Here is a 21,005-nt window from a genome sequence, read left to right as displayed (position 1 = left end):
TTTGCATTTGCAGCTTTTATAAATTCATACGCGAGGAGGACCACTATGGGCGTGACCAACCGGTTAGCCTGCTACTCCGACCCCGCTGACCATTATTCTCATCGGGTGCGCATCGTTCTCGCCGAGAAGGGTGTCAGTGTCGAGATCATCAATGTCGATCCTGGTCGCCTGCCGCCCAAGCTGGTTGAAGTGAACCCCTATGGCAGCGTACCAACCCTGGTCGATCGCGACCTGGCGTTGTACGAGTCGACCGTGGTGATGGAATACCTCGATGAACGTTATCCGCATCCGCCGCTGTTGCCGGTGTATCCGGTGGCACGGGCCAACAGCCGCTTGCTGATTCACCGAATCCAGCGTGACTGGTGTGCGCTGGTGGACCTGATCCTTGATCCGCGTAGCAAGGAGCCCGCGCGCGTCCAGGCGCGCAAGGAATTGCGCGAGAGCCTGACCGGGGTGTCGCCGTTGTTTGCCGACAAGCCTTGTTTCCTCAGTGAGGAGCAAAGTCTGGTCGATTGTTGTCTATTGCCCATACTCTGGCGTTTGCCGTTGTTGGGTATCGAACTGCCGCGGCCGGCCAAGCCGTTGCTCGATTACATGGAGCGACAGTTTGCCCGCGAAGCCTTCCAGGCAAGCCTGTCCGCTGCTGAACGTGAAATGCGCTAGGTTTTAAGGAGCTGTCGATGAACTCCAGTCGCCCCTATCTGGTCCGCGCCCTCTATGAGTGGATCGTGGACAACGACTGCACGCCACATATGCTGGTCAATGCCGAATACCCGGCCGTGCAAGTACCCCAGAGCTTCGCCAGTGACGGTCAGATCGTCCTGAACATCTCACCCAGTGCCGTACGTCACCTGCACATGGATAACGACGCTGTGAGCTTCGAGGGCCGCTTTGGCGGCGTTGCTCACACCCTGTTTGTGCCGGCCGGTGCGATTCTGGGTATTTATGCCCGGGAGAACGGCCAGGGCATGGTCTTTGAGCTCGAGCCGCCGCTGCTCGACGATGAAGACGAAGAAGAGGATGAGACCGTTGAGCCGGATGACGACGGTCCACCGGCCGGTGGCCAGCCGCCACGACCTAGCGGGCGTCCAAGCCTGAAGGTGGTCAAGTAACGAAAAAGGCGATCCGCAGGGATCGCCTTTTTTGTGTCTGCCGGCCTGGATTACAGGTCAGTGATGGTGCGCACCTGGTCCTTGTTGACCTTGATCAGCTTGCCGTCGAGTTGCTTGAACTCGTAGAAGCCGGCGGCGCGATCGTAGCGAGGCGCGTCGACGGCCTGGAATTCACGGCCGTCGTTGAGGGTAATCTGGCTTGGGGTGGAGCAGCCGGCCAGGGTGGCGAAGGCGCCAATCAGCAGGGTTGGCAGCAGGCCGTTTTTCATGGTGATTCCTTGGCGATGATCGCGGGGCAAGCCCGCTCCCACTGTGTAGGAGCGGCGATGCGGCGATCCGATTTGCCCCGCGATAGGTTTATTAGTCGATGTATTCGAACAGTTTGACGATCTTCTGCACGCCCGACACGCTCTGCACCAGGTTGGTGGCGCGGCTGGCTTCCTGCTGGGTCAGCAGGCCGAGCATGTAGACGATGCCGTTCTCGGTGATCACCTTGATGCGCGAGCCGGGGATGTTGCTGTCGGTGAGCATCTGGGTCTTGATCTTGGTGGTCAACCAGGCGTCGTTGTTGCGCGCCAGGAGCGAGGAGGGCGGCAGCACCTGCAGTTCGTTGTGCACTTTCTTCACGCGTTGAACCTGGCCGGCGGCCTGTTCGGCGAGGCTCTTGAGGTCGGCGCGCGGGGTTTGCCCGGCGAGCAGGACGATACCGTTGAAGCTGCTGACAACGATGTGCGAGTTCTTGTCCAGGTCAGGGTTGGCCTTGGCGACATTCACCGAAACCTTGGTCTCGATCAGCGAGTCATCGATCTTGCTGCCGAAGGTGCGGGTGCCGCGGTCGTCCTCGATCGGCTTGTCGCGGCTGGCGGTGATTATCGAGCTGCAACCGGTGAGGCTCAGGCACAGGGTCAGGGCCAGCAGGCCGAGGCGGTTAGGGGTCATTCTTCACTCCCGAACAGTTGGCTGTCGATCAGGTCGCAGAGGCAGTGGATCGACAGCAGGTGGACTTCCTGGATACGTGCGGTGACGTTGGCCGGAACACGAATTTCGACGTCTTCTGGCAGCAGCAGCGAGGCCATGCCGCCACCATCGCGTCCGGTCAGAGCTACGACAATCATTTCGCGATCATGTGCGGCCTGGATCGCTTGAATAATGTTCGCCGAGTTACCGCTGGTCGAAATCGCCAGTAGCACGTCGCCGGGCTGGCCCAGGGCGCGGATCTGCTTGGAGAAGATTTCGTTGTAGCTGTAGTCGTTGGCGATCGAGGTGATGGTCGAGCTGTCGGTGGTCAGGGCGATGGCCGGCAGGCTCGGGCGTTCGCGCTCGAAACGGTTGAGCAGTTCGGAAGAGAAGTGCTGGGCATCGCCGGCCGAGCCGCCGTTGCCGCAGGCAAGCATCTTGCCCTCGTTGAGCAGCGCATTGACCATGACCTGACTGGCTTGCTCGATGTGTGGTGCAAGGACTTCCATCGCCTGTTGCTTGGTGTTGATGCTGGCCTGAAAAAGCTGGCGAATTCGGGATTGCATGTCCATCAGTGTGACCTTAAGTAGGGCGGCTGGCCGGGCGCGTCGGGAGTATACAAAAAAGGTCCCGGCACATGACTGTGCAGCCCGTGAAGCAAAGAGCAAAAAAGTTGTAGGGGTAATGGGGCGTGGCTATTGCGGGTTCAGCACTCGAAGGCGTTTTTCAGCCAGTCCAGTGGCGGGCCCGAATGGCCTCTGCCTTGCAAGGCGATGACATCGAAACGGCAGGGGTGGTTGGCCCAGCGTGGTTCCTTTTGCAGAAAAGACTCGGCGGCAAGCACCAGTTTGTCCTGCTTGCGCCCGTCGATACTGGCGAGCGCACCGCCAAAGTCCGCGTGCAGCCGGTAGCGGACTTCGACGAATACTACTGTATCGCTGTCGAGCATGACCAGATCAAGCTCGCCGCGTTTGCATCGCCAGTTCTGCGCCAGCAGTTGCAGGCCTTGCCCTTGAAGGTATTCAAGGGCTTGCCGTTCGGCGGCCTGGCCGGCCTGCTTGCGCGAACTGTCGGGCATTAGCGTGGGGTATCGGGCAGGCGCTTGATCTGGCCGCCGGAGAACTCGGCCCAGGGCAGTTGCCGCTCGATGCGCTGGTTTTCGTTCATGCTCAGGCTGCCGGACAGGCCGTCGATGCGGTTCTCAGGCAGTGCGCGCAACTGGCCCAGGCGCGGCGCCAGGCTGAAGGCGTCGATACCCATGGCGTACAGGCGGCCCAGGCTGCCAGCGGCTTGCGGCCATTGGCGCTCGACCTGCTGGCGCAGTGGGTTGCCGCTGTCGAGCAGCCATGGGGTGTCGCAAAAGCGCACGCCGTTCATGTCGTTGTACTGGTTGACGTCGCCACTGGCGCTGTACACGTGCGAGGTGGCGTACACCGGTACGTCGCCGGCGTACTGGAAGTTCAGGGTCGGCTTGATCTGCTGGCCTTGCTGCGGGGTGGCGGCGAGGAAGATGAAGTCGATGTCCTGGCGACGCGAAGGCTGGGCCGATACGGCGCCGCCCACGGTGTTTTGCAGGCTCTTGGCGCGGCCTTCGCTCTGGCGCAACTGGAACAGGTCGGCGATCTGCTGGGCCAAGGCGACCGGCTGATCGATGTGCTGGGCAGCCAGCAGGGTACCGCCGTTGGCTTCCCAGTCCTGGCGGAAAGCCTTGAGCACGCGGTCGCCCCATTCGCCTTTCGGTACCAGGGCCACGGCGCGCACCTTGCCGTCGGCGCGGGCCCGGCGCGAGACTTCGCGAGCTTCGTCTTCAGCGGCGAGGCCAAACTGGTACAGCTGTTCGGGGCCTTTCTGGCCTGCATCGCTGTAGTTCAGGGCCAGGGTGGTGATGGGTAGTTGCGGGTAGGCGGCGAGTTTTTTCACCAGTGGTTTTTCCAGCGGGCCAACCACCAGTTGCACGCCCGAGGCCTGGGCCTGGCGGTAGAAGTCGTCCAGCGAGGTCAGGCGCGAGCTGTCGAAGACTTCGATGGTCGGCGGCTTTTGACCGGCTTGCTGGGCCTGGAAGTGGGCGGCCATGAAGCCGTCGCGCAGGGCGCGAGCGACACCGGCCAGTTGGCCTTCCTGGGGCAGCAGCAGAGCAATCTTGGTCAGCGGCTGGCTGGTCAGCTCCATCAGCTTGATCAGCGAGGGTGGCAACTGCGCTGCAGCCGGATGATCGGCATGCTGGGCACGCCAGGCATCGATGGCAGCCTGTTGCTGTTCGACGGTGCCGGCGCCTTTTACCGCCAAGGCCAGGCTGGCCCAGCCGGCCATGGTGTCGGTGCCAGCGCTCAGGGCCTTGAGCTGCTCGCGCGGGGTGGCGGCAACCAGGTTCCAGATCGCGTCATTGTTGGCGTTGGCGGCCTCGCCCTTGAGCAGCGGCGTCAGTTGGGCGCGCTCCTGGGCTGCGGCCAGCGGCTGGCCGTTGGCTTCGAGCACGGCGGCATGCACGCTGCGGGTGCGCACCTGCTGGTCGTCCGGCAGCTCGTTGAGGCGCGCCAGGCTCGGGTGGCTCATGGCGGTCAGGGCCATTTTCGGCTGGTTGCGGCTCATCGCCAGTTCTGCCGCCAGGGTGCTGGCGAAGATCTGCTGGGCCGGTTTGAGTTGCTCCAGCGGCACTTGCTCGAGGATGCGCGCAGCGCGGGCATTGTCCTTTTGCTTGTAGGCCATGTCGGCGGCGCTCAGGCGCAGCAAGGCGGCCTGCTCCGGCGTCTTGCTGGTGGTGGCCTGTTCAAGCAGTTGCTCGATGCTGGCATCCGGTGTGCGCGGCAGTTCGCCGAGGCTCGACGAGGGCGAGCTGGCGCAGGCTGCCAGCAGGGCGGCGAGGCAAAGGGCTGTGAACAGCCGCAGGCAAGCGATCATGTAAGGGTCCTGTTACTCGATCAAATTAACTGGCAATTGTACCCAAGCGCTGGCCGGGGCGCGATCTTGCTGGCGTTAATCCTTCAATATAGGTCGTGCGGCGCGGCTTTGTGGCGTCTCTGGTTGCCCAATGTTGCCAGGTCTCGGGCTACAATGGCGCTTTGATCATGACGACAGGTGTGTGCAGTGACTGATGTTCCAGGGGCTTCCCAAACCACTTCCGGCACGCTTTATGTGGTGGCCACGCCGATCGGCAACCTGGATGACATGAGTGCCCGGGCTTTGAAAGTGCTCGGCGACGTGGCGCTGATCGCCGCCGAGGACACCCGTCATTCCATTCGTCTGTTGCAACATTTTGGCATCAATACACCGCTGGCTGCGTGCCACGAGCATAACGAGCGCGATGAGGGCAGCCGCTTTCTCACCCGGCTGTTGGCCGGGGATAACATCGCGCTGATCTCCGACGCCGGCACACCGCTGATTTCCGATCCTGGCTATCATCTGGTGCGCCAGGCCCGTGCCGCAGGCGTTGCGGTGGTGCCGGTGCCGGGCGCCTGCGCCTTGATCGCGGCGTTGTCGGCCGCCGGCCTGCCGTCGGACCGCTTCATATTCGAAGGTTTCCTGCCGGCCAAAGCTGTAGGGCGTCGTGCACGCCTGAGTCAGGTAAAGGAAGAGCCGCGTACGCTTATCTTCTACGAAGCACCGCACAGGATTCTTGAATGTCTGCAGGATATGGAAGAGGTGTTCGGTGGCGAGCGGCCGGCGCTGCTGGCTCGTGAGCTGACCAAGACTTTCGAAACCCTCAAGGGGTTGCCGTTGGCGCAGTTGCGGGCCTTCGTCGAGGCTGATAGTAACCAGCAGCGTGGTGAGTGTGTGGTGCTGGTGGCGGGCTACAGCGCGCCAGAGGACGAGCAGGCGGTGAGCAGCGAGGCCATGCGTATCCTTGATCTGCTGCTGGCGGAGATGCCGCTCAAGCGAGCCGCTGCCTTGGCTGCGGAAATCACTGGGGTGCGCAAGAACCTGCTGTACCAGGCGGCACTGGAAAAACAGAAAGACCACTGATGCTATAGTGCTATTATCTGTTTTAGCGCTTGTTCTTGGAGCCCGCTACCGTTAACCTTTGCAGCGGAGAGTCGATTGGACAGTCGCTGCCTTCTATTGTTCCGCAATAGAGGGGGGAGGAAAGTCCGGGCTCCATAGGGCGGAGTGCCAGGTAATGCCTGGGGGGCGTGAGCCTACGGAAAGTGCCACAGAAAATAACCGCCTAAGCACTTCGGTGCCGGTAAGGGTGAAAAGGTGCGGTAAGAGCGCACCGCACGACTGGTAACAGTTCGTGGCTAGGTAAACCCCACTCGGAGCAAGACCAAATAGGGTTCCATATGGCGCGGCCCGCGTTGGAACCGGGTAGGTTGCTAAAGGCGTCCAGTGATGGCCGTCGTAGAGGAATGACTGTCCTCGACAGAACCCGGCTTACAGATCGACTCTCCACCTTTTCCCTCCTTCTGCTTGAATCGATAGCAGATGAGCCTTCGTAATACCGAAAAATTCTTACTCTTAATAAATTACTTTAACTTCGCTCGCTATCCGTATGAGTGGGTTTGAGTTTTTTCGTCAAAATCCCTTCCGGATTGTCCTTGTATCCTCTCTGTGTGCGCTAAATCTCCGATCTGTAAGGGATTTCCTTATAAGCGTGCCTTGACGGTGTGGTAGGCGGATTCCTATAGTGTGCGCAAGTGGCAGAAAGTGGCACGAAGTGGGTTTTCTGACACAAAAACGCTAACATTGTGGGGAATCGCAGCCGTGTTCCGCGGAGCCAACGCCATCAACCTCGACGCCAAGGGTCGTCTCGCCATGCCGAGCCGGTACCGTGACGAGCTCGATTCGCGTAGTTCCGGGCAGTTGATCGTGACCATCGATGCGGTTGATCCCTGTTTATGTGTATATCCCCTCGATGAGTGGGAGCTGATTGAAGCCAAGTTGCGCGCGTTGCCGTCATTGCGTGAAGAGAACCGTCGCCTGCAGCGTTTGCTGATCGGCAATGCGGTGGATCTGGAGCTTGATGGCAGTGGGCGTTTCCTGGTGCCGCCGCGTTTGCGCGAGTACGCCAAGCTCGACAAGAAGGCAATGCTGGTGGGGCAACTGAACAAATTTCAGCTGTGGGACGAGGATGCCTGGAACGCGGTTTCGGCAGCCGACCTTGCAGCTATCCAACAACCGGGCGCCATGCCTGATGAACTGCGTGATTTGATCCTGTGACTATAGATAGCGGCTTTAACCACATCACCGTACTGCTTGACGAAGCCGTCGAGGCTCTCGCCGTACGCGCCGATGGCTGCTATCTGGATGGCACCTTCGGTCGCGGCGGGCATAGCCGCTTGATCCTCAGCAAGCTCGGGCCGCAGGGCAGGTTGCTGGGTTTTGACAAAGATCCTCAAGCGATTGCCACCGGGCAAGCGCTGGCGGCCGAAGACGGCCGCTTTGTCATTGTGCAGCGCAGTTTTGCCGAGCTGGGCGCCGAAGCGCTCGAGCGCGGTATCAACGGCAAGGTCAACGGCATTCTGCTCGATCTTGGCGTCTCTTCGCCCCAACTCGATGACCCGGAGCGCGGCTTCAGTTTCATGAACGATGGCCCGCTGGACATGCGCATGGACCCAAGCCGGGGTGTCAGTGCCGCGCAGTTCATCGCCACCGCGTCAGCCGAAGAGATTGCGCGGGTATTCAAGGAATATGGCGAAGAGCGTTTTGCCAAACGGATGGCCAACGCCGTGGTTGCACGTCGAGAAATCCAGCCGTTCGAACGCACCGCCGACCTTGCCGAAGTGCTCAAGGTCGCCAATCCGGCCTGGGAGAAGGGCAAGAACCCGGCTACCCGTGCGTTCCAGGGCCTGCGTATTCACGTCAACAACGAACTGGGTGATCTTGAGGCCGGCCTTGAGGCTGCGCTCGAAGCGCTGGAAGTCGGCGGGCGCCTGGTGGTGATCAGCTTCCACTCCCTGGAAGATCGCATCGTCAAGCTGTTCATGCGCAAGCTGGTCAAGGGCGAGGCTGACAATCTACCGCGCAATCTGCCGGTCCAGCACAAGCATTTCGAGCCGAAGATCAAGGTCCACGGCAAGGCCCAGTTCGCCTCCGAGGCCGAGCTCAAGGCCAACCCACGTTCGCGTAGCGCGGTCATGCGCGTCGCCGAGAAGCTGCGGTGAGCCGCTTGTTCGCCAAGCCTTTGCCAGGCGGAAGCTTCCTGATGCTTCTGCTGTTTGTTGCCGTGCTCGTTTCCTCGGTGGCGGTGTCCTACAGCGCGCACTGGAACCGTCAGTTGCTCAACACCTTGTTCGGCGAGCTCAGCGAACGCGACAAGGCGCAGGCCGAATGGGGCCGGTTGATTCTTGAACAGAGCACCTGGACCGCCCATAGCCGCATCGAGAGCCTCGCCAGCGAACAGCTGAAGATGCGTATCCCTGCGGCCGACGAAGTACGGATGGTGGCGCCATGATGAAGCTTGAAGGCGCCCTCTACCCGTGGCGGTTTCGCGTGGTCATTGCCTTGCTGGCCGTGATGGTCGGCGCGATTGCCTGGCGCATCATCGACCTGCAGGTGGTCGACCGTGCCTTCCTCAAGGGCCAGGGCGACGCCCGCAGCCTGCGGCATATTCCTATTCCTGCGCACCGCGGGCTGATCACCGACCGTAACGGCGAACCGCTGGCGGTCAGTACCCCGGTGACCACCCTGTGGGCCAACCCGAAAGAAATGCAGGCGGCCAAAGACCGCTGGCCGGCCCTGGCTGCCGCGCTCAAGCAGGATCCGCAGCAACTGTCGGCGCGCCTGGAGCAGCAGGCCAGCAAGGAGTTCATTTATCTGGTCCGCGGCCTGACCCCGGAACAGGGCCAGGTGGTGCTCGACCTCAAGGTTCCCGGTGTCTATGGCATCGAGGAATTTCGTCGTTTCTACCCGGCCGGCGATGTCGCCGCGCACATGGTTGGTTTTACCGACCTCGACGACCATGGTCGCGAAGGGGTGGAGCTGGCCTACGATGAGTGGCTGGCCGGCGTGCCCGGCAAGCGACAGGTGATCAAGGACCGGCGCGGCCGGCTGATCAAGGACATCCAGGTAACCAAAAACGCCAAGGCCGGAAAGACCTTGGCGTTGTCGATCGACCTGCGCCTGCAATACCTGGCGACCCGCGAACTGCGCAACGCCATTGCCGAGCAGGAAGCCAAGGCCGGCAGCCTGGTGATCCTCGACGTCAAGACTGGCGAAGTGTTGGCCATGGTCAACCAGCCGACCTACAACCCCAACAACCGTCGCAGCATGTTCCCGGCAGCCATGCGCAACCGGGCGATCATCGACGTGTTCGAGCCCGGCTCGACGGTCAAGCCGCTGTCCATGAGTGCGGCCCTGCAAAGCGGGCGCTGGAAGCCGACCGACAAGGTCGAGGTTTATCCGGGCACCTTGCAGTTGGGCCGTTACACCATTCGCGACGTGTCCAAGAGCGAAGGTCCGATCCTTGACCTGACCGGCATTCTGATCAACTCCAGTAACGTCGGCATGAGCAAGATCGCCTTCGATATCGGTGGCGAGTCGATCTACCGGGTGATGTCCCAGTTGGGGCTGGGCCAATATACTGGCCTGGGCTTCCCGGGCGAGCGCGTCGGCAACCTGCCGAACCACCGTGAATGGCGCAAGGCCGAGACGGCTACGCTGTCCTACGGCTACGGCCTGTCGGTCACCGCTTTGCAACTGGTGCATGCCTACGCGGCGCTGGCCAACGACGGCAAGATGGTGCCGCTGAGCATCCTCAAGGTCGACAAGACGCCGGAGTCCACCCAGGTGGTGCCCAAGGAAGTCGCCGAGACCATCCAGGGCATGGTCCAGCAGGTTATTGAAGCGCCGCGCGGGGTGTTCCGTGCCCAGGTGCCGTTCTATCACGTGGGCGGCAAGTCGGGTACGGCGCGTAAAGCCACTATCGGTTCCAAGGGCTACACCGAAAACTCGTACCGTTCGCTGTTTGCCGGCTTCGGGCCGATGAGCGACCCGCGTTATGCCGTGGTCGTGGTCATTGATGAACCGAGCAAGGGCGGCTACTTCGGCGGCCTGGTCTCGGCGCCGGTGTTCAGCAAGGTGATGTCCGGTACGTTGCGTCTGATGAACATTCCGCCGGACAACCTGCCGCCGGCAACTCCACCGCAGCAGGTCAATGCTGCGCCCGCCAAAGGAGGGCGTGGTTGATGACAATGCCATTGAGCAAGCTTTTTACCCAGGCCAGCAGCGATCCGTCGATTCGCGAGTTGACCCTGGACAGCCGTAATGTACGTCCGGGCGACCTGTTTCTGGCGGTCCCTGGTGCACAGGTTGACGGTCGCGAACACATTGCCGATGCGCTCAAGCGCGGCGCGGCCGCTGTGGCCTATGAAGTGCAGGGCGCGACCGTGCTGCCGATTACCAGTGTGCCGTTGATTCCGGTCAAAGGCCTGATTGCGCAGTTGTCGGATATTGCCGGGCGCTTTTATGGCGAGCCGAGCCGTCAGCTGGATCTGGTGGGAGTCACCGGCACCAACGGCAAGACCAGTGTGACTCAACTGGTGGCCCAGGCCCTGGACAAACTCGGTCAGCGCTGCGGCCTGATCGGCACCCTGGGCACCGGTTTCTATGGTGAGTTGCAAAGCGGCCGCTTGACCACGCCAGATCCGATTGCCGTGCAGGCGACCCTCAATGACCTGAAGAAGGGCGGAGCGAAAGCCGTCGCCATGGAGGTCTCTTCCCATGCCCTGGATCAGGGCCGGGTTGCGGCGTTGGAATTCGATATCGCGGTGATGACCAACCTGTCCCGCGATCACCTGGATTACCACGGCAGCATGCAGGCCTACGAAGGCGCCAAGGCGCGCCTGTTCGCCTGGCCGAACCTGCGCTGCCGGGTGGTCAACCTGGATGATGACTTCGGCCGCCGCCTGGCGGGTGAGCATGCCGAGTCGCGTCTGATCAGCTACAGCCTCAAAGACAGCAGCGCTTCGTTGTACTGCCGTGAAGCGCATTTTGACGACGATGGCGTGCGCGCGGTGATCGTCACCGCTCAGGGCGAGCGTACCCTGCGCAGCCGCCTGCTTGGTCGCTTCAACTTGAGCAACATGCTGGCCGCAGTCGGTACCCTGATGGCGCTGGACTACGCGCTGGATGAAATTCTTGCCGTCACTCCTGCGCTGGAAGGCCCGATTGGCCGTATGCAGCGCCTGGGTGGTGGCAGCAAACCATTGGTAGTGGTCGATTACGCCCACACGCCCGATGCCCTGGAGCAAGTGTTGCAGGCGCTGCGCCCGCATGCCAAAGGCCAGTTATTGTGCCTGTTTGGCTGCGGCGGCGACCGCGATCGCGGCAAGCGTCCATTGATGGCCGAAGTGGCCGAGCGCCTGGCTGACCGTGTACTGGTCACCGACGACAACCCGCGTACTGAAGATCCACAGCAAATCTTCGCCGATATTCGTCCGGGCTTTGCCAGGGTTGATGCCGTCGAGTTCGTTGCCGGTCGCGGCGCTGCCATTGCGCAGCTGATTGCCGGTGCTGGCGTGGATGATGTCATCGTTCTGGCCGGCAAAGGGCATGAGGACTATCAGGAAATCAACGGCGAGCGCCATGACTTTTCCGACCTGGTCGAAGCCGAGAAAGCTCTCGCCGCGTGGGAGGCCCCGCATGCTTAAGCCATTGTCACTCAGTCAGCTGATTGCCCCCCTGCAGGGCCGCCTGCCTGGCCAGGACGCAACCTTCAATGGCGTCAGCATCGACAGCCGTGCAATCACTGCCGGGCAGTTGTTCGTTGCCCTGGCCGGGCCGCGTTTTGACGGTCACGATTACCTGGACGACGTTGCTGCCAAGGGCGCCGTCGCTGCCCTGGTGCAACGCGAAGTGCCGGGCAGCAACCTGCCGCAGCTGGTGGTCGCCGATACCCGCCTGGCCCTGGGCCAGTTGGGCGCCCTGAACCGCGCCGCGTTCGACAAGCCGGTCGCAGCCATCACCGGCTCCAGCGGCAAGACCACGGTCAAGGAAATGCTCGCCAGCATCCTCGCCACTCGTGGCCCGGTACTGATGACGCGCGGCAATCTGAACAATGATCTCGGCGCGCCTCTGACCCTGCTCGAACTGGCACCGCAACACACCGCAGCAGTCATCGAGCTGGGCGCCAACCATGTCGGCGAAATCGCCTACACCGTCGGCTTGACCACGCCACAGGTAGCGCTGATCAACAATGCCGGCACCGCTCATGTCGGCGAGTTCGGCGGGCCGCAGAAGATTGTCGAAGCCAAGGGCGAGATCCTCGAAGGTCTGGGGCAGGATGGCGTGGCCGTATTGAACCTTGATGACAAGGCCTTCGGCATCTGGAAACAGCGCGCTGGCAGTCACCGGGTGCTGACGTTCGCCCTGAGCAACGCCGCTGCGGACTTTTACGCCGGCAACATCGCCCAGGACGAGCGCGGTTGCCCAGCGTTCGACCTGCACAGCCCGTTGGGTACAGGCCGTGTCCAGCTCAACCTGCTCGGCACCCACAACGTTGCCAATGCATTGGCCGCCGCCGCTGCCGCCCATGCCTTTGGTCTGACGCTGGACGGCATCGTCCAGGGCCTCGATGCCGTGCAACCGGTCAAGGGCCGCACGGTGGTGCAGATGGCGCCCAGCGGCGTGCGGGTAATTGATGACACTTACAATGCAAACCCCACCTCCATGTGCGCCGCCGTTGATATACTCGCCGGCTTTTCCGGCCGCACCGTCCTGGTGCTCGGGGATATCGGCGAATTGGGCCAGTGGGCTGAGGAAGGGCATCGGCAGGTAGGCGAGTACGCCAAAGACAAGGTTTCGGCGCTCTATGCAGTGGGCAGCAACATGGCCCATGCGGTAGCAGCGTTCGGCACCAATGCCCGACATTTCGCTAATCAAGCTGACCTGATCGACGCCGTTCGCGCCGAGCAGGCCATCAATACCACTATTTTGATCAAGGGTTCGCGCAGCGCTGCGATGGAGAACGTCGTGGTGGCTTTGTGCGGTTCCAGCGGGGAGAAACATTAATGCTGCTGCTGCTGGCTGAGTATCTGCAACAGTTCTACAAAGGCTTCGCGGTCTTTCAGTACCTGTCCCTGCGCGGGATTCTGGGTGTACTGACCGCGTTGTCGCTGGCCCTGTGGCTGGGCCCATGGATGATCCGTACCCTGCAGATTCGCCAGATCGGCCAAGCGGTCCGCAATGATGGCCCGCAATCGCACCTGTCCAAGTCCGGCACCCCGACCATGGGTGGTGCGCTGATTCTTTCTGCCATCGGCATCAGCACCTTGCTGTGGGCCGACCTGAGCAACCGTTATGTCTGGGTGGTGCTGATCGTCACCCTGCTGTTCGGCGCCATCGGCTGGGTCGATGACTACCGCAAGGTAATCGAGAAGAACTCGCGCGGCCTGCCTAGCCGCTGGAAGTATTTCTGGCAATCGGTGTTTGGTCTGGGCGCTGCAATCTTCCTGTACATGACCGCCCCGACCAGCGTCGAAACCACCCTGATCGTGCCGATGCTCAAGGATGTCACCATTCCTTTGGGCATCGGTTTCGTGGTCCTGACCTATTTCGTCATCGTCGGTTCCAGTAACGCGGTGAACCTCACCGACGGCCTCGATGGCCTGGCGATCATGCCGACTGTCATGGTCGGCGGCGCCCTGGGCATCTTCTGCTACCTGTCGGGTAACGTGAAATTCGCCGAATACCTGCTGATCCCTTACGTCCCGGGCGCGGGTGAGCTGATCGTGTTCTGCGGCGCGCTGATCGGTGCCGGCCTGGGCTTCTTGTGGTTCAACACCTACCCGGCCCAGGTGTTCATGGGCGACGTCGGTGCCCTGGCACTGGGCGCTGCACTGGGCACCATCGCCGTGATCGTGCGCCAGGAAATCGTCCTGTTCATCATGGGCGGTGTGTTCGTCATGGAGACCTTGTCGGTGGTGATCCAGGTGGCTTCGTTCAAGCTGACCGGCAAGCGCGTATTTCGCATGGCGCCGATCCACCACCACTTTGAACTCAAGGGTTGGCCCGAGCCTCGGGTGATCGTCCGCTTCTGGATCATCACCGTGATTTTGGTGCTGATCGGCCTTGCCACCCTGAAACTGAGGTAGAAACGCGTGTCCTTGATCGCTTCTGACCACTTCCGCATCGTTGTCGGCCTCGGCAAGAGCGGCATGTCCCTGGTTCGCTTCCTGGCGAACCGGGGCGTTGCCTTTGCGGTCGCCGACACCCGTGAGAACCCGCCGGAACTGGACACCCTGCGTCGTGATTTCCCGCAGGTGGAAGTGCGCTGTGGCGAGCTGGACGTGGAGTTCCTCTGCCGTGCCGACGAGCTGTATGTCAGCCCCGGCCTGGCCCTGGCTACCCCGGCCCTGCAGCAGGCCGCGGCCCGTGGCGTGAAGCTGTCGGGCGACATCGAGCTATTCGCCCGCAACGCCCGGGCGCCGATCATTGCCATCAGCGGTTCCAACGCAAAAAGCACGGTCACCACCCTGGTCGGTGAAATGGCTGCGGCGGCAGGCAAGCGTGTGGCGGTCGGCGGCAACCTCGGTACTCCGGCGCTGGACCTGCTCAGTGACGACATCGAGTTGTACGTGATGGAGCTGTCGAGTTTTCAGCTGGAAACCACTGACCAGCTCAATGCCGAAGTGGCCACTGTGCTCAATGTCAGCGAAGACCACATGGACCGTTACAGCGGCCTGCCGGCCTATCACCTGGCCAAACACCGGATCTTCCGGGGTGCTCGCCAGGTGGTGGTCAACCGCCAGGACGCCCTGAGCCGGCCGTTGCTGTCCGAGGGCCAGCCGGTCTGGACCTTCGGGCTGAACGCTCCCGACTTCAAGGCCTTCGGTCTGCGTGAAGAGGATGGCGAGAAGTACCTGGCCTTCGAATTTCAGCAACTGATGCCGGTGCGCGAGCTGAAGATTCGCGGTGCCCATAACCAGTCCAACGCGCTGGCGGCCCTGGCCCTGGGCCACGCTGTCGGCCTGCCGATGGATGCCATGCTGTCCAGCCTGCGCACCTTCTCGGGCCTGGCACACCGTTGCCAGTGGCTTCGTGAACGCAACGGGGTGAATTGGTACGACGACTCCAAAGCGACCAACGTCGGCGCCGCCCTAGCGGCCATTGAAGGCCTTGGCGCAGACATCGACGGCAAGCTGGTATTGGTCGCCGGTGGCGATGGCAAAGGTGCCGATTTCGCCGCGCTCAAGGCTCCGGTTGCGGCCAATTGCCGTGCTGTGGTGCTGCTTGGCCGTGATGCCGAGCGCCTGGCCGAGACCTTCGGCGACAGCGTGCCGCTGATCCGCGTCAAAACCCTTGAGGAGGCTGTTCTGGCCTGCGCCGAACAGGCCCAGCCTGGCGACGCCGTGTTGCTGTCGCCGGCGTGCGCGAGCCTGGACATGTTCAAGAACTTCGAAGAGCGTGGGCGCCTGTTCGCCCAAGCCGTAGGAGGGCTGGCATGATCTTCGGCATCATCAAGCCTTATCCATCGCCGCTGATCAGCGGTCGCGGCATCGACCTGGATTTCGCCATGCTCGCCGGTTGCCTGGCGCTGTTGGGCATTGGCCTGGTGATGATCACCTCGGCGTCCTCGGAAGTGGCCGCGGCGCAGTCGGGCAACCCGCTGTATCACATGTTCCGCCACCTGGTGTACGTGGCCATCGGCATCTTTGCCTGCATCGTCACCATGATGGTGCCGATCGCCACTTGGCAGAAGATGGGCTTCACCATGCTGGTTGGCGCCTTCGCGCTGCTGGTGCTGGTGCTGGTACCGGGCATCGGCCGCGAGGTGAACGGTTCGATGCGCTGGATCGGCTTCAGTTTCTTCAACGTCCAGCCCTCGGAAATCGCCAAGGTCTTCGTGGTCATCTATCTGGCCGGTTACCTGGTGCGTCGCCAGCGCGAAGTGCGTGAAAGCTGGATGGGCTTCTTCAAGCCGTTCATCGTCCTGCTGCCGATGGCCGGCCTGCTGCTGATGGAGCCGGACTTCGGTGCCACGGTAGTGATGATGGGCGCGGCGGCGGCGATGCTGTTCCTCGGCGGCGTCGGCTTGTTCCGCTTCAGTCTGATGGTGGTGCTGGCGGTGGCGGCGGTGTTCGTCCTGGTTCAGGCCCAGCCTTACCGGATGGCGCGACTGATCACCTTTACCGACCCCTGGTCGGATCAGTTCGGCTCCGGTTACCAGTTGACCCAGGCGCTGATCGCCTTCGGTCGCGGCGAGTGGCTCGGCGTTGGCCTGGGCAACAGCGTGCAGAAGCAGTTCTACCTGCCTGAAGCGCACACCGACTTCGTTTTCTCGGTGCTGGCGGAAGAGCTCGGCGTAGTCGGTTCGCTGGTCACCGTGGCGCTGTTCGTGTTCGTCACCGTGCGCGCGCTGTACATCGGCCTTTGGGCAGAAAAAGCCAAACAGTTCTTTGCCGCCTACATGGCCTTCGGCTTGGCGTTCCTGTGGATCGGTCAGTTTTTGATCAATATCGGTGTGAACGTCGGTCTACTGCCGACCAAGGGCCTGACCCTGCCGTTCCTCAGCTACGGCGGCAGCTCCCTGGTGATCTGCTGTGCCTGTGTCGGTTTGCTACTGCGCATCGAATGGGAGAGCCGTACGCACTTGGGCAGTGAAGAACACGAATTCGATGAAAGCGATTTTGCCGAGGAGCCGAATCATGGCCGTTAACGGCAAGAACGTACTGATCATGGCGGGCGGCACCGGGGGCCACGTGTTCCCGGCACTGGCCTGCGCCCGTGAGTTCCAGGCGCGTGGTTACAGCGTGCACTGGCTGGGCACCCCGCGCGGTATCGAGAATGAACTGGTGCCCCAGGCTGGCCTGTCGTTGCACTTGATCCAGGTCACCGGCCTGCGTGGCAAGGGCAAGCTGTCGCTGCTCAAGGCGCCATTCACCCTGGTCAAGGCGGTGTTGCAGGCGCGGCGGATCATTGGTCAGCTCAAGCCGGTGTGCGTGGTCGGCTTTGGTGGTTACGTGACCGGCCCCGGTGGCGTCGCTGCGCGGCTGTGCGGCGTGCCGGTAGTGATTCACGAGCAGAACGCCCGCGCCGGTACCGCCAATCGGCTACTGGTGCCCTTGGCTGGCCGAGTCTGCGAAGCTTTCCCCGACACCTTCACGGCGTCGGACAAACTGCGCACCACCGGTAACCCGGTGCGCAGCGAGCTGTTCATGGACACTCCGCGTGAGCCTCTGGGCGTGCGCAAACCCCGTTTGCTGGTGCTCGGCGGAAGCCTGGGCGCCGAGCCTTTGAACAAATTGCTGCCTCTGGCCCTGGCCCAGGTGGCTGAGGACATTCGTCCCGAGGTTTTCCACCAGGCCGGCAAGCAGCATGACCAGATTACCGCCGAGCGTTATCGCCAGGCCGGTGTCGAGGCTCAGGTAGAGCCGTTCATCAAGGACATGGCCCAAGCCTATGGCTGGGCTGACCTGGTGGTCTGCCGCGCAGGTGCGCTGACGGTCAGCGAGCTGGCTGCGGCCGGCTTGCCGTCGATGTTGGTGCCTTTGCCCCATGCCATCGACGACCACCAGACCCACAACGCCCATTATCTGGCCCGTGAAGGCGCTGCCTTCCTGATGCCACAAGCGACAACTGGCGCAGCGCAACTCGCTGAACGCCTGAACGAGGTGCTGATGCAACCGGAAAAACTCACCACCATGGCCGCCACTGCCCGGCGCCTGGCCAAGCCCGCGGCTACCCGCACCGTGGTCGATATCTGTCTGGAGGTGGCCCATGGTTGAAAGCAAGAAAGCCATCCCGCAACCGGAAATGCGCCGTATCCGCCGCATCCACTTCGTCGGCATCGGCGGCGTGGGCATGTGCGGTATTGCCGAAGTGCTGCTGAACCTGGGTTACCAGGTGTCGGGCTCCGACCTCAAGACCTCGCCGGTCACCGAGCGCCTGGAATCCTTCGGTGCGCAGATCTTCATCGGTCACCGTGCCGAAAACGCTGCCAGCGCGGATGTGCTGGTGGTGTCGAGCGCCATCAACACGGCCAACCCGGAAGTTGCTACTGCCCTCGAGCGGCGCATTCCGGTGGTACCACGGGCCGAGATGCTCGCCGAGCTGATGCGCTACCGCCACGGCATCGCCGTTGCCGGTACCCACGGCAAGACCACCACCACCAGTCTGCTGGCCTCGGTATTTGCCGCGGGTGGCCTGGACCCTACCTTCGTCATCGGTGGCCGCCTCAATGCAGCCGGCACCAATGCCCAGCTGGGCACCAGCCGTTACCTGATCGCCGAAGCCGATGAGAGCGATGCCAGCTTCCTGCACCTGCAGCCGCTGGTCGCGGTGGTCACCAATATCGACGCCGACCACATGGCGACCTACGAAGGCGACTTCAACAAGCTGAAGAAGACCTTCGTCGAGTTCCTGCACAACCTGCCGTTCTATGGGCTGGCGGTGATGTGCCTGGACGACCCGGTGGTGCGCGAGATCCTGCCGCAGGTCAAGCGCCCGGCGGTCACTTACGGTTTCAGCGAAGAAGCCGACGTGCGCGCGATCAATGTTCGCCAGTCGGGCATGCAGACCCACTTCACCGTGCTGCGCCGCGATCGCGAGCCGCTGGACGTGTCGGTCAACATGCCGGGCAACCACAACGTGCTCAATGCGTTGGCAACCATTGCCATTGCCACCGACGAAGGCATCAGCGATGAAGCCATCGTCCAGGGCCTCTCGGGGTTCCAGGGGGTAGGGCGGCGCTTCCAGGTCTACGGCGAACTGCCGGTGGATAACGGTAGCGTGATGCTGGTCGACGACTACGGCCACCACCCGACCGAAGTCGCGGCGGTGATCAAGGCCGTGCGTGGCGGCTGGCCTGAGCGGCGCCTGGTGATGGTTTACCAGCCGCACCGCTACAGCCGTACCCGTGATCTGTACGACGATTTCGTCCAGGTCCTGGCCGATGCCAATGTGCTGTTGCTGATGGAAGTCTACCCGGCCGGCGAAGAGCCGATTCCCGGTGCCGACAGCCGCCAGCTGTGCCACAGCATCCGCCAGCGCGGTCAGCTTGACCCGATCTACATCGAGCGCGGCATTGAGCTGGCGCCGCTGGTCAAGCCGCTGCTGCGCGCCGGTGACATCCTGCTGTGCCAGGGGGCCGGTGACATCGGTGGCCTGGCCCCGCAATTGCTCAAGAGTCCGTTGTTCGCTGGTGCCGTTGCCAGTCAGGGGAAGTCCAAATGACTGTTAATGCCTACGACAAATTGCACTCGACCTTGGCGGTCAAAGATTTCGGCCGCGTCGCCGTGCTCTACGGCGGCAAGAGCGCCGAGCGCGAGGTTTCGCTCAAATCCGGTGCCGCAGTCATCCAAGCGCTGACCAGCGCCGGTGTCGACGTGGTCGCCATCGACGTCGGTGACGACCTGCTCGATCGCCTGCAAAGCGAGAAGATCGATCGCGCCTTCATCATCCTCCACGGCCGTGGCGGTGAAGACGGCAGCATGCAGGGCCTGCTGGAGTGCCTGGGTATTCCTTACACCGGCAGTGGCATCCTTGCCTCGGCGCTGGCCATGGACAAGTTGCGGACCAAACAGGTCTGGCACAGCCTGGGTATTCCGACCCCGCGTCACGCCGTGCTCAGCAGCGAAGCCGATTGTATTTCTGCAGGCGCGGAACTGGGCTTCCCTTTGATCGTCAAACCGGCCCATGAAGGCTCCAGTATCGGTATGGCGAAAGTGAACAGCGTCGACGAATTGATCGCCGCCTGGAAAGACGCCGCCACCTACGACTCGCAAGTGTTGGTTGAACAATGGATCAAGGGTCCGGAGTTCACCGTGGCCGTACTGCGTGGCCAGGTTTTGCCGCCAATCGCCCTGGGTACCCCGCATACCTTCTACGACTACGACGCCAAGTACATCGCCAACGATACCCAGTACCGCATCCCGTGTGGCCTGGACGCGACGAAAGAGCAAGAGCTGATCGACCTGACCGCCCGTGCCTGCGACGCCGTTGGCATCGCCGGCTGGGGGCGCGTGGACGTGATGCAGGACGAGCAGGGGCGTTTCTGGCTGCTCGAGGTCAACACCGCACCAGGCATGACTGATCACAGCCTGGTCCCCATGGCAGCACGTGCGGCCGGTCTGGACTTCCAGCAGTTGGTGCTGGCGATCCTGGCGGCCAGCGTAGAGGCGCGAGGTTAAGCCCATGCAAGGCGCGATGTTACGTCATCAGCAACCCGCCCCCGGCCGTAACAAGCCGGTGCCGCGTGGTGCCAGCCGGATGGTGGCCAAGGAGCCACTGTCGGCGCGCCTGCCCAAGGCCAACTTCAGTGTGTTCAAGCGCCTGCTGTGGCCGGTGTTGCTGGTCGTCGCCGGCTTTGGCGCCTATGAAGGCGCCCAGCGCCTGATGCCGTACGCCGACCGGCCGATCACCAAGATCGCCGTGCAAGGTGACCTCAGTTACATCAGCCAGCAGGCGGTGCAGCAGCGGATCGCCCCGTACGTGGCGGCAAGCTTCTTCACCGTCGACCTGGCAAGCATGCGTGCGGAACTGGAGCAGATGCCCTGGATCGCCCACGCCGAAGTGCGCAGGGTCTGGCCGGATGAAGTAGTGATCCGCCTGGAAGAACAGTTGCCCGTCGCGCGCTGGGGTGACGAAGCCTTGCTCAATAACCAGGGCCAGGCCTTCACCCCGCGCGAGCTGGCCAATTACGAGCACCTGCCGCAGCTGTTCGGGCCGCAGCGGGCGCAGCAAAAAGTAATGCAGCAATATCAGGTCCTGAGCCAGATGTTGCGGCCGATGGGCTTTTCGATTGCCCGGCTGGAGTTGCGCGAGCGCGGCAGCTGGTTCCTGACCACCGGTGCCGGAAGCGCTGGGCCAGGTATCGAACTGCTGCTGGGACGCGATCATCTGGTGGAAAAGATGCGCCGCTTCATTGCCATTTACGACAAGACACTCAAAGAACAGATCACGAACATCGCCCGCATCGATCTGCGTTATGCCAATGGCCTGGCCGTTGGCTGGCGGGAACCGATTGCACCGACGACGGCCCAACCCGCCGTTGCGAAGAATTAG

21 protein-coding genes and 1 other RNA gene are annotated in these 21,005 nt (G+C 62.4%); 17 read left to right on the top strand and 5 right to left on the bottom strand.

Features of this window, described 5'->3' with window-relative positions; genetic code table 11:
• The first annotated feature begins 45 nt into the window (after positions 1-45).
• Together EXN22_RS22740 and EXN22_RS22735 are read left to right on the top strand one after the other, a co-directional pair.
• On the top strand, positions 46-663 hold the full coding sequence (locus EXN22_RS22740) for a glutathione S-transferase N-terminal domain-containing protein (protein WP_130266177.1): 618 nt from the start codon (positions 46-48) through the stop codon (positions 661-663).
• A gap of 17 nt (positions 664-680) precedes the next feature.
• Positions 681-1,112 (top strand): ClpXP protease specificity-enhancing factor, encoded by a 432-nt coding sequence (locus tag EXN22_RS22735; protein WP_130266176.1) that lies wholly within the window; start codon positions 681-683, stop codon positions 1,110-1,112.
• 50 nt (positions 1,113-1,162) lie between these two features.
• On the opposite strand, the gene EXN22_RS22730 is transcribed toward EXN22_RS22735, so the two are convergent.
• The 5 genes from EXN22_RS22730 to EXN22_RS22710 form a co-directional block, all read right to left on the bottom strand.
• Complete coding sequence (locus EXN22_RS22730; RefSeq protein ID WP_130266175.1) at positions 1,163-1,381, bottom strand: YgdI/YgdR family lipoprotein; 219 nt, start codon at positions 1,379-1,381, stop codon at positions 1,163-1,165.
• A gap of 91 nt (positions 1,382-1,472) precedes the next feature.
• Positions 1,473-2,051, bottom strand: a complete 579-nt coding sequence (locus EXN22_RS22725) for a BON domain-containing protein (protein ID WP_130266174.1) — start codon at positions 2,049-2,051, stop codon at positions 1,473-1,475.
• Positions 2,048-2,641, bottom strand: coding sequence for a phosphoheptose isomerase (locus tag EXN22_RS22720; RefSeq protein ID WP_116550244.1), 594 nt, complete (start codon positions 2,639-2,641; stop codon positions 2,048-2,050). Before EXN22_RS22720 ends, EXN22_RS22725 begins: the two co-directional genes overlap by 4 nt.
• 134 nt (positions 2,642-2,775) lie before the next feature.
• Positions 2,776-3,147 carry a YraN family protein gene (locus EXN22_RS22715; protein WP_130266173.1) on the bottom strand — a complete coding sequence of 124 codons (372 nt, stop codon included), beginning with the start codon at positions 3,145-3,147 and terminating at the stop codon, positions 2,776-2,778.
• Positions 3,147-4,967 (bottom strand): penicillin-binding protein activator, encoded by a 1,821-nt coding sequence (locus EXN22_RS22710; protein ID WP_130266172.1) that lies wholly within the window; start codon positions 4,965-4,967, stop codon positions 3,147-3,149. Before EXN22_RS22710 ends, EXN22_RS22715 begins: the two co-directional genes overlap by 1 nt.
• A gap of 267 nt (positions 4,968-5,234) precedes the next feature.
• Between EXN22_RS22710 and rsmI the strand changes: the two genes are divergently transcribed.
• From rsmI to EXN22_RS22635, 15 genes are all read left to right on the top strand, one after another.
• Positions 5,235-6,029: a 16S rRNA (cytidine(1402)-2'-O)-methyltransferase gene (gene rsmI / locus EXN22_RS22705; RefSeq protein WP_233281746.1), complete on the top strand. Its 795-nt coding sequence runs from the start codon at positions 5,235-5,237 to the stop codon at positions 6,027-6,029.
• Positions 6,030-6,096: 67 nt separating this feature from the next.
• Positions 6,097-6,456, top strand: an RNA gene (rnpB, locus tag EXN22_RS22700) — RNase P RNA component class A.
• A 311-nt stretch (positions 6,457-6,767) separates the two neighbouring features.
• Complete coding sequence (gene mraZ, locus EXN22_RS22695) at positions 6,768-7,223, top strand: division/cell wall cluster transcriptional repressor MraZ (protein WP_010220775.1); 456 nt, start codon at positions 6,768-6,770, stop codon at positions 7,221-7,223.
• Positions 7,220-8,167 (top strand): 16S rRNA (cytosine(1402)-N(4))-methyltransferase RsmH, encoded by a 948-nt coding sequence (rsmH, locus tag EXN22_RS22690; RefSeq protein ID WP_165392252.1) that lies wholly within the window; start codon positions 7,220-7,222, stop codon positions 8,165-8,167. Before mraZ ends, rsmH begins: the two co-directional genes overlap by 4 nt.
• Positions 8,164-8,457, top strand: a complete 294-nt coding sequence (gene ftsL, locus EXN22_RS22685; protein WP_130266170.1) for a cell division protein FtsL — start codon at positions 8,164-8,166, stop codon at positions 8,455-8,457. Before rsmH ends, ftsL begins: the two co-directional genes overlap by 4 nt.
• Positions 8,457-10,190, top strand: a complete 1,734-nt coding sequence (locus tag EXN22_RS22680) for a peptidoglycan D,D-transpeptidase FtsI family protein (RefSeq protein WP_165392290.1) — start codon at positions 8,457-8,459, stop codon at positions 10,188-10,190. Before ftsL ends, EXN22_RS22680 begins: the two co-directional genes overlap by 1 nt.
• Positions 10,190-11,653, top strand: a complete 1,464-nt coding sequence (locus EXN22_RS22675; protein ID WP_130266168.1) for a UDP-N-acetylmuramoyl-L-alanyl-D-glutamate--2,6-diaminopimelate ligase — start codon at positions 10,190-10,192, stop codon at positions 11,651-11,653. Before EXN22_RS22680 ends, EXN22_RS22675 begins: the two co-directional genes overlap by 1 nt.
• On the top strand, positions 11,646-13,013 hold the full coding sequence (locus EXN22_RS22670; RefSeq protein ID WP_130266167.1) for a UDP-N-acetylmuramoyl-tripeptide--D-alanyl-D-alanine ligase: 1,368 nt from the start codon (positions 11,646-11,648) through the stop codon (positions 13,011-13,013). Before EXN22_RS22675 ends, EXN22_RS22670 begins: the two co-directional genes overlap by 8 nt.
• Complete coding sequence (gene mraY / locus EXN22_RS22665; protein ID WP_130266166.1) at positions 13,013-14,095, top strand: phospho-N-acetylmuramoyl-pentapeptide-transferase; 1,083 nt, start codon at positions 13,013-13,015, stop codon at positions 14,093-14,095. The genes EXN22_RS22670 and mraY overlap by 1 nt, the downstream gene beginning before the upstream one ends.
• A gap of 6 nt (positions 14,096-14,101) precedes the next feature.
• Positions 14,102-15,448: a UDP-N-acetylmuramoyl-L-alanine--D-glutamate ligase gene (murD, locus tag EXN22_RS22660; protein ID WP_130266165.1), complete on the top strand. Its 1,347-nt coding sequence runs from the start codon at positions 14,102-14,104 to the stop codon at positions 15,446-15,448.
• Positions 15,445-16,659, top strand: a complete 1,215-nt coding sequence (ftsW, locus tag EXN22_RS22655) for a putative lipid II flippase FtsW (protein ID WP_130266164.1) — start codon at positions 15,445-15,447, stop codon at positions 16,657-16,659. The genes murD and ftsW overlap by 4 nt, the downstream gene beginning before the upstream one ends.
• The gene (murG, locus tag EXN22_RS22650) at positions 16,649-17,728 is read left to right on the top strand and encodes an undecaprenyldiphospho-muramoylpentapeptide beta-N-acetylglucosaminyltransferase (protein WP_130266163.1); all 1,080 of its coding nucleotides are present in this window, start codon (positions 16,649-16,651) and stop codon (positions 17,726-17,728) included. Before ftsW ends, murG begins: the two co-directional genes overlap by 11 nt.
• A complete protein-coding gene (gene murC, locus EXN22_RS22645; protein WP_130266162.1) occupies positions 17,721-19,175 on the top strand; it encodes a UDP-N-acetylmuramate--L-alanine ligase in 1,455 nt (484 codons plus the stop codon). The genes murG and murC overlap by 8 nt, the downstream gene beginning before the upstream one ends.
• On the top strand, positions 19,172-20,131 hold the full coding sequence (locus tag EXN22_RS22640; protein WP_130266161.1) for a D-alanine--D-alanine ligase: 960 nt from the start codon (positions 19,172-19,174) through the stop codon (positions 20,129-20,131). The genes murC and EXN22_RS22640 overlap by 4 nt, the downstream gene beginning before the upstream one ends.
• A 4-nt stretch (positions 20,132-20,135) precedes the next feature.
• Positions 20,136-21,005, top strand: a complete 870-nt coding sequence (locus EXN22_RS22635; RefSeq protein WP_130266160.1) for a cell division protein FtsQ/DivIB — start codon at positions 20,136-20,138, stop codon at positions 21,003-21,005.

The organism is Pseudomonas tructae, assembly GCF_004214895.1.
Taxonomy (GTDB): domain Bacteria; phylum Pseudomonadota; class Gammaproteobacteria; order Pseudomonadales; family Pseudomonadaceae; genus Aquipseudomonas; species Aquipseudomonas tructae.
The sequence above is the reverse complement of the archived record's forward strand: the minus strand, read 5'-3'. Positions and strand labels throughout refer to the sequence as shown.

Bases quoted from the DNA above. Each gene is read 5' to 3' on its own strand.
- EXN22_RS22740 (WP_130266177.1), top strand. From the start codon at position 46: ATGGGCGTGACCAACCGGTTAGCCTGCTACTCCGACCCCGCTGACCAT.
- EXN22_RS22735 (WP_130266176.1), top strand. From the start codon at position 681: ATGAACTCCAGTCGCCCCTATCTGGTCCGCGCCCTCTATGAGTGGATC.
- EXN22_RS22730 (WP_130266175.1), bottom strand. From the start codon at position 1,381: ATGAAAAACGGCCTGCTGCCAACCCTGCTGATTGGCGCCTTCGCCACC.
- EXN22_RS22725 (WP_130266174.1), bottom strand. From the start codon at position 2,051: ATGACCCCTAACCGCCTCGGCCTGCTGGCCCTGACCCTGTGCCTGAGC.
- EXN22_RS22720 (WP_116550244.1), bottom strand. From the start codon at position 2,641: ATGGACATGCAATCCCGAATTCGCCAGCTTTTTCAGGCCAGCATCAAC.
- EXN22_RS22715 (WP_130266173.1), bottom strand. From the start codon at position 3,147: ATGCCCGACAGTTCGCGCAAGCAGGCCGGCCAGGCCGCCGAACGGCAA.
- EXN22_RS22710 (WP_130266172.1), bottom strand. From the start codon at position 4,967: ATGATCGCTTGCCTGCGGCTGTTCACAGCCCTTTGCCTCGCCGCCCTG.
- rsmI (WP_233281746.1), top strand. From the start codon at position 5,235: ATGAGTGCCCGGGCTTTGAAAGTGCTCGGCGACGTGGCGCTGATCGCC.
- EXN22_RS22680 (WP_165392290.1), top strand. From the start codon at position 8,457: ATGAAGCTTGAAGGCGCCCTCTACCCGTGGCGGTTTCGCGTGGTCATT.
- EXN22_RS22675 (WP_130266168.1), top strand. From the start codon at position 10,190: ATGACAATGCCATTGAGCAAGCTTTTTACCCAGGCCAGCAGCGATCCG.
- EXN22_RS22670 (WP_130266167.1), top strand. From the start codon at position 11,646: ATGCTTAAGCCATTGTCACTCAGTCAGCTGATTGCCCCCCTGCAGGGC.
- mraY (WP_130266166.1), top strand. From the start codon at position 13,013: ATGCTGCTGCTGCTGGCTGAGTATCTGCAACAGTTCTACAAAGGCTTC.
- ftsW (WP_130266164.1), top strand. From the start codon at position 15,445: ATGATCTTCGGCATCATCAAGCCTTATCCATCGCCGCTGATCAGCGGT.
- murG (WP_130266163.1), top strand. From the start codon at position 16,649: ATGGCCGTTAACGGCAAGAACGTACTGATCATGGCGGGCGGCACCGGG.
- murC (WP_130266162.1), top strand. From the start codon at position 17,721: ATGGTTGAAAGCAAGAAAGCCATCCCGCAACCGGAAATGCGCCGTATC.
- EXN22_RS22640 (WP_130266161.1), top strand. From the start codon at position 19,172: ATGACTGTTAATGCCTACGACAAATTGCACTCGACCTTGGCGGTCAAA.
- EXN22_RS22635 (WP_130266160.1), top strand. From the start codon at position 20,136: ATGCAAGGCGCGATGTTACGTCATCAGCAACCCGCCCCCGGCCGTAAC.